Below are 12078 nucleotides of genomic sequence, written 5' to 3' on the forward strand. Positions count from 1 at the left end.
TTAATAGTTTTTGTGGATTAAAATGTAACTTTTTGAGGTTTCCATGTTTTAGTATCTCCAAGGATGCCTCGAGTTTCGCTAACCACTTCCATCCATTTCGGAATAACTTTTATAAGCGTATAATCTTTAGGGTAATTCGGATAAAAATCTTTCCATTTTGTTTTCCAATGTTTTTCTTTTTCAGTTACATCATTAACTATTGTTGCTATTCCATAAATTGTTACATAGCCTGTTTTATCAGGGTCTTCATAATATAAGGTTACATTATTATTTTCTTGTATTTGTTTAACTTTCCTTGAATTAGAATTTGTTCCAAACCAAACGATAAGGTTTTCTTTAGGAGGAAAAGGATCCATCGTTCTTACTCTTGCTATTCCTTTATCATCAACAGTAATAAGCGCACAGGTTTTAGCATTTTGCATGATTTCTTTTGCTGCTTGAATTAATGTTTTATTGTTGCTCTTAGAGGCTTTTTTTTCTTGAGTATTTGCATGTGTTGAGGAAAACAGAATGACAATTACTAATAAACTAGAGTATTTTAAAAATTTCATTTAAAACAAAGGATAGGATTCAATTAAATATACAAAAAAGGAACCATAATTATGGTTCCTTTTTTTAGATTCTTCACTAATGTTCAGAATGATATTTTTTTTAATCTTGTAACTCTACAATTAAAGCATCATCTGTTTTTGTGACTTTAGTTAAACCATGCTTTGCTAAGCCTTTCATGCCTTTATCCCAACCTTTATTGCTTAAGCCTGATTGGGTTTTTAAATCAGCAAGATTCATGGTTTTTTGAGATTTTAAAATCTCAAAAATAGCTTTTTCATTATCGCTCATCTCAATAGCTTTTTTCTCAGGTTTCATTTGAGGGAAAAACAACACTTCTTGTATTGATGGGTTATTTGTCATAAACATAGTTAGTCTGTCAATACCAATACCAATACCAGATGTTGGAGGCATTCCGTATTCTAAAGCACGTAAAAAGTCATGATCTATAAACATAGCTTCGTCGTCACCTTTTTCAGAGAGTTTTAATTGCTCTTCAAAACGTTCACGTTGTTCAATGGGATCATTTAACTCAGAATAAGCGTTTGCTAACTCTTTTCCGTTTACCATCAATTCAAAACGTTCGGTCAACCCTTCTTTTGAACGATGCTTTTTAGTCAACGGACTCATTTCGGTTGGGTAATCAATAATAAACGTTGGTTGTATGTAATGCGGTTCACATGTTTCACCAAATATTTCATCAATCATTTTTCCAACACCAAAGGTTTCATCAACTTCAATATCTAAAGCTTTACAAGCTTTACGTATCTCGTCTTCCGATTTCATGTATAAATCAAAACCTGTATGCTCTTTAATGGCATCAAGAATTCCAATACGCTTATAAGGTGCTTTATAGTCTATAGTTTTTCCATTAAACTCCACTTTGGTAGTGCCATGAAGTTTCATAGCAATTTTCTCAAGTAGCTGTTCAGTGGTATCCATCATCCAGTTGTAGTCTTTGTATGCTGCATACATTTCCATAACGGTAAATTCTGGGTTATGGGTTCTGTCCATTCCTTCGTTTCTAAAATCTTTAGCAAACTCATATACACCATCAAAACCACCAACAATTAATCGTTTTAAATACAGTTCGTTTGCAATTCGTAAATACAAAGGAATATTTAAGGCGTTGTGATGCGTAATAAATGGTCTTGCTGCAGCACCACCTGGAATAGGTTGTAAAATAGGTGTTTCTACTTCTAAAAAGCCCATATCGTTATAAAACTCACGAATGGTATTGGTTATTTGTGTACGCTTTACAAAGGTGTCTTTTACTTTTGGATTTACCACCAAATCGGCATAACGTTGTCTGTAACGCATTTCTGGGTCGTTAAACTCATCAAACGTGTTCCCTTCGGCATCTGTTTTTGGTAATGGTAATGGTTTTAACGATTTGCTTAATACCACAAAGTTTTTTACCATGACTGTTTTTTCACCAACTTGAGTGGTGAACAGTTCGCCTTCAATACCAATAAAATCACCTATATCAAGTAATTTTTTATATATGTCGTTGTACAAAGTTTTATCATCGCCAGGACAAATTTCGTCACGGTTAAAATAGACTTGAATACGACCTTCGCTATCTTGAAGCTCTGCAAAAGAGGCTTTTCCTTGAATACGTCTCGACATTAATCTACCTGCAATAACAACCTGTTTGCCTTCAGCAAAATCTTGTTTTATCTGTTTAGAGGTGTGGTTTACTGGATATAAATTTGCTGGATAAGGATCTATGCTTAAAGCTCTTAAATTTTTAAGCTTTTCGCGTCGTACTATTTCTTGTTCAGAAAGCTGCATGATAATTATAATTTAAAACGCCAAAATTACACTATTTAAAAAAAAAGGAAAGCATCTTTTTAAGAATTATGACTAACATCATAGAATATCCTCTTTTTATGGAGTTATTTTGTAAGATAATTAATTTGAATACTTTAAAATTTAGTATTTGCAAATGGTATAAAAATGAAAAAAATAGTTTTAAGTATTGTAGCAAGTTTACTTGTGGGTTATTATTCTTTTTCACAAGAATTAACACCATATATAAAAGTTGGAGATGTAAATGAAACCATAAATAATGTTTCAGATAAAGTAGAATCAGTTTTAAGGAATAACAATTTTACCGTTTTAGGTTCGTATAATCCTTCTGGGAAATCGACATTAAAAGTAATCGCTTTTACTAGAAATGATTTAAAAAATAAAACAGCACAAATTATAGATAGAGGTGCTCTTGGTGCTGTTTTTAAAGTAGGTTTGGTACAGAGCGATGGTAAGGTTACAATATCTTATACAAACCCAGATTATATTTTAAGAGCTTATTTAATGGATAATTATACAACGTTTAGCTCAACGTTTAAAAAATTTAGTGAAGATCTAAAAAGCACCTTATCGTCTTTAGGTAATGAGTTTTCTCCTTTTGGAGGAACAGTAAAAGCAGATAAATTAAGGAAATATCACTATAAAATAGGCATGCCTTATTTTACAGACCCAATTGAGTTAAATGAATTTAACTCTTTTGAAGAAGGACTAAATACTATTGAAGCTAATTTAAAAGCTAAAAAAGGAAATACAGTAATGGTTTATAAATTGGTATATCCTGATAAAAAAATTGCTGTTTTTGGTGTAGGATTGTTAAATAGTGAAGAAGGTGAGCCTAATTTCTTGCATAAAATAGGAGAAACTCATGCAGCTGCATTGCCATACGAAATTATTTTACAAGGTAACGAAGCGACTATGCTACATGGTAGATATAGAATAGCCTTGCATTGGCCAGATTTAACGATGGGAAGATTTATGAAAATTATGAGTACGCCTGGAAATATTAAAGATGCTTTAAAAGCACTTTGTAAATAAAAGGTTTCTCCAGATAGTCAAAATTGATGTAACAAATTACCTATGTTAACGTCACATAGGTAATCTTCCCGATTTCTCGGGAATGACAATTTAATGTTTTCAAAACGTAGTTTTGAAGAATTTTTATAAATCAATCATTAAAAATCAAATCAAATGAGTATTTGGAGAGTCTTACTTTCTATTTTTTGTCCACCTTTAGCAGTCTTAGATAAAGGATGTGGCTCCATTTTTATCGTCTTTTTATTATGGCTTTGTGGCTGGGTTCCAGGTGTTATTGCTGCCTTGGTTATTTTAAATAATCCAGAGAGGTAGTCACGGCTAGCAGCTGCAGTTCACGGTCACAGTTTGCAGTCGCAGTATTCAGTTTCCAGTTAGTTAAAGTTGAAGTATATTCTAAATAAGTCGTAATTTTGCAGCTTATGAATAAGAAAATTGAACTTCAGGATTTAGGACGCAAAGACTATAAAGAAACTTGGGATTACCAAGAAACCTTGTTTAAAGGCATTCTAGATACAAAAATTAAAAACCGTAGAGAAGATGCTAATCTTGAAACAAACAATTACTTTTTGTTTGTAGAGCATCCTCATGTATATACCTTAGGAAAAAGTGGCGACATGAGTAACTTGTTGGTTGACGAGGCACAACTAGCCGAAAAAAACGCGACGTTTTATAAAGTAAATCGTGGAGGCGATATTACGTATCATGGTCCTGGGCAAATAGTAGGCTACCCAATTTTAGATTTAGATAACTTTTTTACCGATATACATAAGTACTTACGCTTACTGGAAGAAATGATTATTTTAACCCTTGCCGAATACGGTTTAAAAGCCGAACGTAGCAAAGGCGAAACAGGTGTTTGGTTAGATGTAGGGACACCTTTTGCACGTAAAATATGTGCTATGGGCGTTCGCGCCAGTCGTTGGGTAACCATGCATGGCTTTGCACTTAATGTAAATGCCGATTTGGGTTATTTTGATTTAATGATTCCTTGTGGTATTCGTGGTAAAGCAGTGACCTCACTTAATGTGGAGCTTGGTAAAAAACAAGTGTATGAAGCTGAGGTTAAAGAAAAATTACTTAAGCATTTTAAGACGCTTTTTGAAGCGGAGTTTTAGGCAATGTTTTTGAGTTTCGTTTAACGGTCTAGTGTAAGAATCCGTTGCGTGAATTTAGCAATGAACTATACAAAATGTTAGCTGTAGTTTTTTAATATATAATTCTGTATTTCATTCCAATTATCCGAGGGTGGTGTGTTTGAACCAAAAGAATATGTATTGAAATACTTAATCCCAGTTTCTTTATGCTTCCAAATTGAGAAAAACCTTTTTGACAGTTGTTCTTTCTTGTTTTTTGGCCATCCTAAATTGACAATTTCTGAATAGTTATCTGGTGTGATTTCAATCAGTTTCTCAAAGCCCAAACTTTCTAAACTGAACAAATCGTAATAAGTTTTACCAACAGATAGTACAGTTTTCATAGCTGAATAATTAATAGCCTCACTTATAATATCAAATACATTTTCTCTAATATATGTGTTCAGTTCAGGCGAAATCTTTTTTAACGCTTTCCATTTTTTAGAGTGCCACGGACAAATTTCAATTGCAAAGGGTAGTGTATGTTTGATGTCGCTATCAATAATATTATCTATCCATTTAAATTGTTTAATCCAAAATCTACTTGGGTGGTTTTCCAGGTTCATTTGTGGAAAACTCTTTGCATATTCAAAATAGTTTTCGCTATCGCTGAATTGCTTAACAAGCATTCCGTCTTTATAAATTCGCAAGTCACTGGTTGGTCCGGGATTCAGATTTAATGTGATTACTGAACAATCATTAGGATTTCCCAAATATGGTTGTGGCAAACTGAAGGGATCCAATTCCGTTTTTCCTTTTCCAGTATGTCCTTTGCCCCAAATGTCGTTTTCAAATACTCCCTGTGGGGAATTCAACCAATTTTCAAAAAAAGTATTCCATTTTGATTTATAGTCAGAGATTGTTTTGCTCAATGTTTTCTGGGATTTCGGTTAAATTACAGCTAATATTAAGATAAATTCAGTTTTAGTTGAAGTTTATCGTCTATTAAACGAAGGTAGTTATTTTCTTACTCAAAATCAATACGTAGTTCTACGTATATTTTTGTATTAGTGAGATGGCCTTACTGGATTCGCAATGGCGATATAATTACCCTTCGGCATTAAAAAACACTTTGTAATAGTGCATTTTTTTATCCTCGTCGTAACCGCGTTCTAAATATTCGGCGGAGGCATCAGGAGCATCTACGTCCAATTTTATTTGAATATTGGTGTCGAGTTTTATCTCGGTTTTAATTTTCTGCTTTTGCTTTTTTAACACCACTTCTGAGATATCAAACTGATTTCTAATAAGTACGTTGTTGTCGTTCTCGAAGGTTTTTTTGTAATCTTCAAACAGTTGTATTTGTTCTTCTTCCTCAAAAACATCTTCTTTAAACGTTTCAATGTTTACAACCTCATTTTCTTTAAAGAAATCGACTGTTTTTGCTAAAAAACTACTTTGTTCTTGCATACCAAATTGTGGTTGCATGATTTCTTTTGAAAACTCTCTACACATCTCAATATAGTTTTTGGTGTGTTGGTTAGCGTCGTCAGGGTATTTTACATTTAAAAAGCTCTTTACCCAATATTGGGCATCATAATTATTGTTATCAACACTTAGCACAATGTTACCCTCAGCATCGGCAGCATTTAAAATTAAGCAGCCTTTATCAACTTTTTTAGCTTGAATGCCTTTTTGAACAAATAAATCATAGCTGTTATTCTCTAAATAAGTTTGAAAAAAGCTGGTCTTGTTTTCTATTTTAAAAATACCAATCGCATCGGTAGTATAATCTTCATATTGAATATCGTGAAACAGGCATATAATAACATCGCCAGTTTTTATTTGAGCTGAGTTTGATTGCTCAAACAGATGCGTCACTATGTGCTTTGAAATGTCTATAAAATCAGTGTCGTCTTTTAATAACTGACTCGCGTAACTATTAATTTCGTTAAGGTTAATGTTGGAGTGATGGTTAAATCTGTAACTTTCGGCAACACTACCAAAAGGACGTAATAAGTATGGTAAGATTAAATCGTAACTAGCTTCATCAAAATCTATAGGTTGTTCTGAAAAGGCATTTTTAGTGCTATTAAATTTATTGCCAACTTTATGTAATATGCACTTAGAAATTGAGGCTTTGGTACGTTTAATCATGTGTGTGTGTTTGAAATGCAATACTACTAATTTCAAAAGGATTATAAAACAAAAAATGCCAAGGTATTTCTACCTTGGCACCTCATAATAGATTCGGCTTCTCGATTTGGTTATCGTTGCTTAGTTGTAAATTTTTTAAATAATAAGATTGAGGCAAAGAAACCTAAAAACATAGGCTTTTTAAGTGCTATAGATCAATAAATAATGGGATAGTTCAAAACTACAAAATTAAACTGTTATAAATCAAATATTTAATTTAATTCTTTTGATATACGATAATAGAATTAGTTTCACCCTTGGTAACAAACTCTAAATTGCTGTCACCATCAATATTTGCAAAGTCTATTGCTGAAGTTCCATACACAGGAAAATTATTAATAGGTTTAGACTGACTGTCGAACATATATACTTTTTGAGCTTGCAAATCGGTTAATGACACATAAATCTTATCATTAATATAAAAGATTTTTGGAGCTGTATAATTTCCAAAATCCAATTCTTGGGAACGCTGTTTTATGGTTAACTTATTTTCGTCAATAGAAGTTAGTGTTTTACTAGTTGTTGAAATATAATGTTTGCTATTAAGATTTAAAGATTGTTTGCTAACAGCACCTTTTAAATTTACCTGAACTAAATCGCCACTCTTTGTGGTGGTAGTAAATTGATTGTAGTAATTATAAATAGCATTTCCAGAAAAGTTAATAGTTTCATTAACTGTAATTCTAGATTGTCCACGACGATTTAATATTTTTAATGAGTTTTCGGCAGCAAACACAATGTAGTCTCTATTGTTAACCCTAAAATGTTTTGGCTGAGTAATAATATCGTTAGTGGTATTGTTATATTTAAATCCATTTACGGGTTTGCCATTTTTGTCATACATATTAAGGATGTTGTTTTGTGTGACAAGAAAACGATAGTTTTTGTTGTTATCGTAATCAAATACACTTAATGGCTGTGTAATTGGATTATTGAATTTTAACGGAAAAGGTGAAACATTGTTACCATTTCTATCTAAAATATACACGCGATTTGGTGTTGCAAATGCTAGTTGCAAACGTCCGTTTTTGTAAAGATCAACTTGCTCAATATTACCAAGAACAGTGCCTTGAAGTTGTTTTTTCCAGAGTACTTTACCATTATTAGAAATTAAATACAAGTTATTATTAATATCTTGAACAACAACCTCTTTTTGTTTTGTGCGATGATTTACAACAAACTGCGGATTGGTTATAATATCAGCATCTAAGGTTACGGTAAACTCTTCGCTAATGGTATTTTGTTGTGCTCTAGATTTATTCTTTTTTATGGCACCATTAATATGAACAAATCCATCGTCTTGCACCATTTGAAATCCAGAGTATCTGTGGTTGCTTAAATCGAAATCATCATTTGTTTCATTAAAAGTAGCTTTTAAAATACGCAACAGTTTTTTTGGATGAGCAACGACTAATAACGATGCTTCATCACTTAATGATTCTTTTAGACTTAAAAAATTAGCATCATTACTAAAAGTGCTTCCATTTTGGAAATTGGTAATAATTGTTTTTAAAATTGTTTTATCATCAGCAAATAGAAAGTAGTCATCAATATTGATGTATTTTGATGTATTACTAAACGATACGATTGGAGAAAATACATTTTTAAAATAGTCAGGATTGTCAAAAGAAAAAATATCGGTATTCCTATAGCTTTCTAATTTATGTTCTTCGCTTTTTAAGATGTCATTTGTGCTATAGGCATCAATAGACTTTACTGCCAAAACTTCGCTGTCTTCAAAGTAAATAACACCAACTTCTTTAAGTGTCTCTAAAAGTTCAAAATGCTGAGTGCTGTCGGCTTTTTGTTGTTTTAATTGTAGTAGGTTTTTATGAAGTATTTGAAAATCGTTGTACGTTAAACTTAAATAGCCATTACTGTTTGTAGGCGCTATATTTTGAATAGTATTTTCTTGCGGAACTGTGTTCTTGAAAACATCTATGAAATCTTGCACAGAATCATTATTAATACTCACGCCATTTAAAATAAACTCGTCAGGAGAAACCTCTAAGTCTAAAGCAATAGAACTTGCAAATTCTTTATTGGAAGTGTTAAAAATGGCATTGCCAAAATGGGTGGTGCTATTCGCATTCAATAACAATGAGAAAGAAGCATTTTCATTTAAAACCTTATTGTAATTATTAATGCTATTGTTTTGATGAACTTTTATATTATCGATAATGTTTTTAGACGAAGAAGCTACAAAAACACTATCAATTATTAGGTTGTGAAGTTTTAACGAATCGGTTGCACCTACTAAGCTATCATGATGTTTTGTAATAAAAGTAAAGTGAGTTGAGTCGTTATTGTTGTTAAAACAAATTAATAATTCGTTATCTGTTCTAAATTTATCTAAGCTTTTTAATGAAGTATTTAAGTTTTTGTAAAAATCTGTTTTAGTAATCCTTTTTACAAATGCACTATTATTGATGTCGCTTTTAAAAGTCTCGAGTGTGTTTATTTTTATTACAACCGAAGTTGCATCAGGAATAAGTTGGTGTATGTTGGTTTTGTTTTTTTTAGAAGTATTACAGCTAAAACACAGCAGGATGATAAAAAGGGAAACAAAAAACTTTTTCATTTAGGACTAATTAATGCAATCTTCTGCAAAGGTATAACTTAAAATTCAAAAGTTAATTGCTCAGGCAAAAGCTTAAAAGATTTTCGATGGTGTTTTGTAATGCCATACTTTTTAATGGCTTCACGATGCTCTATAGTTGGATAACCTTTGTTTTGTTTCCAATTATACATTGGAAATTCTTCATGTATTTTTAGCATATAAGCATCACGATAGGTTTTAGCTAACACTGAAGCTGCTGCAATATTTAAATACTTGCCGTCACCTTTAACAATGGCTTTATGTGGGATTTGTTTAAATGGTTTAAACTTGTTGCCATCCACAGAAATAAATTGAGTAGGAATAGTTAGTTTTTCAATAGAGCGATGCATCGCTAAAATAGAAGCATTTAATATATTAATGGTGTCTATTTCTTCTTCAAAAACATGAGTTACACCAAAACTTACAGCGTTTTTTTCAATAATAGGTCTTAAAAGGTTGCGCTTTTTATGTGATAGTTGCTTAGAGTCGTTTAATGTTGTGTTCTCAAAATCTAGAGGTAAAATAACAGCAGCAGCAGTAACAGGGCCAGCAAGACAGCCACGACCAGCTTCGTCTGTGCCACATTCAAATTCTAATTCAGAATATTTTAACTTAAGCATGTAAATTAAATTAAAAAACTTACGTTTATTTACATATTGTTCTTATTGAATATGTAAAAAAACAAAATACATAGGATATTTTCTATTTTTGCAGCTGGTAAAATGGATTTTTTGTAAATTCACTATAATATATATATGTACAACAGATTTTTAATCTTATTCTTTTTGCTTTCTTTTTCATCTGCTTTTTCGCAAATAAAGTTAAATAGCGGTAATGTTTCTAAAGAGACTCGGGAAAGTGCAATTACAGACACGTCCCTAAATAAAAATTTAAATAGAAATAGTAGAAACATTGTAAAAAATAAAGATGCCAAAATTGAAATGTATCGTATAATTTCAAAGGATTTTGATACCACTTATGTTGATACAACGCTTACTATTAATAAGGAGTATAAATTTAATTATTTAAGAAAGGATAATTTTAATCTGTTGCCTTTTTCAAATATTGGGCAAACCTATAATACATTAAGCTACGATTTTACCAGTAAATCATTAATACCAGTTTTTGGTGCAAGAGCAAGACATTTTAATTTTATTGAAGTAGAAGATGTTAACTATTATTACGTACCTACACCTTTTACGGAGCTAATGTTTAAATCTGCTTTTGAGCAAGGTCAACTACTGGATTCCTTTTTTACCGTTAATACCACACCTCAATTTAATTTTTCTATAGCATATAAAGGATTAAGGTCCCTTGGGAATTATCAGCATATATTGACGAGTACCGGAAATTTTAGGTTTACAGCTAATTATAAAACCAAAAATGGTAAATATAATGTAAGGGCACATTCGGTAATTCAAGATTTAATGAATGAAGAAAATGGAGGGATTATAGATGAAGACCTCGTTGAGTATGAATCTGGAAATCCACGATTTTTTGATCGCTCTGTTTTCGACCCAGCTTTTGAAGATGCCGAAAGTGTTTTAAAAGGGAAAAGATTTCATATAGACCATTATTACAATCTTATTCAACAAAAAGACTCTTTAAGCCAAAATACATTAAGTCTAGGTAATATTATATCTATTGAAAATAAGTATTACCAATATAAACAATCATCTCCATATACCGATTATTTTGGAGATGCATTTTCTAGTTCAAATCTAAATGATAAAACAACACTAGAGAATGTTTATGTTGAAGCGAACACACGCTATAAAAACAATATTATTGGAGAACTAAAATTTAACGTTGGCTATAACCAGTATAATTATGGATATAACACCTTGGTATCCACAAATGGAAATAATATAACTAATCGTTTAAAAGGAAATGTGATTTCTGTTGGTGGAGGGTATAAAAATACCATAGGCAAATTTTTTATTCAAGGAGATTTTGGTTTTAATCTCTCAGGAGATTTTGATGGAAATTTTTTAAACGGTCAAGCAAAATATAATTTAAACTACGATGCTCAAATTATAGCAAGGATTAGTTTAAATTCAAAAGCACCAAATTATAATTACTTATTATATCAAAGCGATTACATAAACTATAATTGGCAAAACACATTTGATAATATACAAACCAAACAACTTGGATTTGAAATTACTTCAAAAAAGTTAATTAATCTTAATCTAGACTATACAACAATAAATAATTACACCTATTTTAATAAGACTGATGCTGAACCACAACGTTTAAAACCAAACCAACACAACGGAACAGTTAATTACTTTAAAGCAAGAATAGGAAAAGAAATTAAGTTTGGTAAACTAGCTCTTAATAACACATTATTATATCAAAAAGTTATCGATGGAGAAGACGTGTTAAATGTCCCAGACTTTGTTACTAGAAATACATTGTATTATTCCAATCATTTTTTTGATAAAGCACTGTTTCTTCAAACAGGAATAACCTTCAATTACTTCTCTAAGTATAATATGAATGCCTACGATCCTGTGCTAGCAGAATTTTATGTTCAAAATAATAAGCAGCTAGGTGGCTTTCCAAGATTAGACTTCTTTATAAATGCAAAAGTAAAGCAAACACGTATTTATTTTAAACTAGAGCATTTCAATTCTTCATTTACAGGTTATAATTATTACACATCACCCAATAATATTTACCGAGATTTTTCCCTTCGCTTTGGTTTGGTATGGAATTTTTTCATGTGATAATTAGTTGAGTTATAGTGTTTATAGTATTGAGTTATAAAAAAGAATAAGAAAAGACTTGTGAGGATAAAAATGCGGTGTA

10 protein-coding genes are annotated in these 12078 nt (G+C 31.3%); 4 read left to right on the forward strand and 6 right to left on the reverse strand.

Features of this window, described 5'->3' with window-relative positions; all coding sequences use genetic code 11:
• Nucleotides 1–17: 17 nt before the first annotated feature.
• Both E5167_RS14930 and lysS read right to left on the reverse strand, forming a co-directional pair.
• Nucleotides 18–551 carry a pyridoxamine 5'-phosphate oxidase family protein gene (locus E5167_RS14930; RefSeq protein ID WP_136844969.1) on the reverse strand — a complete coding sequence of 178 codons (534 nt, stop codon included), beginning with the start codon at nt 549–551 and terminating at the stop codon, nt 18–20.
• A gap of 100 nt (nt 552–651) precedes the next feature.
• Entirely contained in the window at nt 652–2343 is a 1692-nt protein-coding gene (gene lysS, locus E5167_RS14935; RefSeq protein WP_136844970.1) for a lysine--tRNA ligase, read from the reverse strand.
• Nucleotides 2344–2508: 165 nt separating this feature from the next.
• Here lysS and E5167_RS14940 point away from each other — a divergent pair, with 165 nt between their 5' ends.
• From E5167_RS14940 to lipB, 3 genes are all read left to right on the forward strand, one after another.
• Nucleotides 2509–3396: a hypothetical protein gene (locus E5167_RS14940; RefSeq protein ID WP_136844971.1), complete on the forward strand. Its 888-nt coding sequence runs from the start codon at nt 2509–2511 to the stop codon at nt 3394–3396.
• Between the two features lie 153 nt (nt 3397–3549).
• Nucleotides 3550–3708 carry a YqaE/Pmp3 family membrane protein gene (locus E5167_RS14945; RefSeq protein WP_136844972.1) on the forward strand — a complete coding sequence of 53 codons (159 nt, stop codon included), beginning with the start codon at nt 3550–3552 and terminating at the stop codon, nt 3706–3708.
• A gap of 107 nt (nt 3709–3815) precedes the next feature.
• The gene (gene lipB / locus E5167_RS14950; RefSeq protein WP_136844973.1) at nt 3816–4511 is read left to right on the forward strand and encodes a lipoyl(octanoyl) transferase LipB; all 696 of its coding nucleotides are present in this window, start codon (nt 3816–3818) and stop codon (nt 4509–4511) included.
• A 77-nt stretch (nt 4512–4588) separates the two neighbouring features.
• On the opposite strand, the gene E5167_RS14955 is transcribed toward lipB, so the two are convergent.
• From E5167_RS14955 to E5167_RS14970, 4 genes are all read right to left on the reverse strand, one after another.
• Nucleotides 4589–5401, reverse strand: coding sequence for a hypothetical protein (locus E5167_RS14955; RefSeq protein ID WP_136844974.1), 813 nt, complete (start codon nt 5399–5401; stop codon nt 4589–4591).
• A 175-nt stretch (nt 5402–5576) separates the two neighbouring features.
• The gene (locus E5167_RS14960; RefSeq protein WP_136844975.1) at nt 5577–6626 is read right to left on the reverse strand and encodes a nucleoid-associated protein; all 1050 of its coding nucleotides are present in this window, start codon (nt 6624–6626) and stop codon (nt 5577–5579) included.
• A 256-nt stretch (nt 6627–6882) separates the two neighbouring features.
• A complete protein-coding gene (locus E5167_RS14965; RefSeq protein ID WP_136844976.1) occupies nt 6883–9246 on the reverse strand; it encodes a ribonuclease HII in 2364 nt (787 codons plus the stop codon).
• A gap of 38 nt (nt 9247–9284) precedes the next feature.
• Nucleotides 9285–9884 (reverse strand): ribonuclease HII, encoded by a 600-nt coding sequence (locus E5167_RS14970; protein ID WP_136844977.1) that lies wholly within the window; start codon nt 9882–9884, stop codon nt 9285–9287.
• Nucleotides 9885–10019: 135 nt separating this feature from the next.
• Here E5167_RS14970 and E5167_RS14975 point away from each other — a divergent pair, with 135 nt between their 5' ends.
• Nucleotides 10020–11996, forward strand: a complete 1977-nt coding sequence (locus E5167_RS14975; protein WP_136844978.1) for a putative porin — start codon at nt 10020–10022, stop codon at nt 11994–11996.
• The last annotated feature ends 82 nt before the right edge of the window (nt 11997–12078 follow it).

The sequence above is a fragment of the Pontimicrobium aquaticum genome (assembly GCF_005047595.1).
Taxonomy (GTDB): Bacteria; Bacteroidota; Bacteroidia; order Flavobacteriales; family Flavobacteriaceae; genus Pontimicrobium; species Pontimicrobium aquaticum.

Bases quoted from the DNA above. Each gene is read 5' to 3' on its own strand.
- lysS (WP_136844970.1), bottom strand. From the start codon at position 2,343: ATGCAGCTTTCTGAACAAGAAATAGTACGACGCGAAAAGCTTAAAAAT.
- E5167_RS14945 (WP_136844972.1), top strand. From the start codon at position 3,550: ATGAGTATTTGGAGAGTCTTACTTTCTATTTTTTGTCCACCTTTAGCA.
- E5167_RS14940 (WP_136844971.1), top strand. From the start codon at position 2,509: ATGAAAAAAATAGTTTTAAGTATTGTAGCAAGTTTACTTGTGGGTTAT.
- E5167_RS14930 (WP_136844969.1), bottom strand. From the start codon at position 551: ATGAAATTTTTAAAATACTCTAGTTTATTAGTAATTGTCATTCTGTTT.
- E5167_RS14975 (WP_136844978.1), top strand. From the start codon at position 10,020: ATGTACAACAGATTTTTAATCTTATTCTTTTTGCTTTCTTTTTCATCT.
- E5167_RS14960 (WP_136844975.1), bottom strand. From the start codon at position 6,626: ATGATTAAACGTACCAAAGCCTCAATTTCTAAGTGCATATTACATAAA.
- lipB (WP_136844973.1), top strand. From the start codon at position 3,816: ATGAATAAGAAAATTGAACTTCAGGATTTAGGACGCAAAGACTATAAA.
- E5167_RS14970 (WP_136844977.1), bottom strand. From the start codon at position 9,884: ATGCTTAAGTTAAAATATTCTGAATTAGAATTTGAATGTGGCACAGAC.
- E5167_RS14965 (WP_136844976.1), bottom strand. From the start codon at position 9,246: ATGAAAAAGTTTTTTGTTTCCCTTTTTATCATCCTGCTGTGTTTTAGC.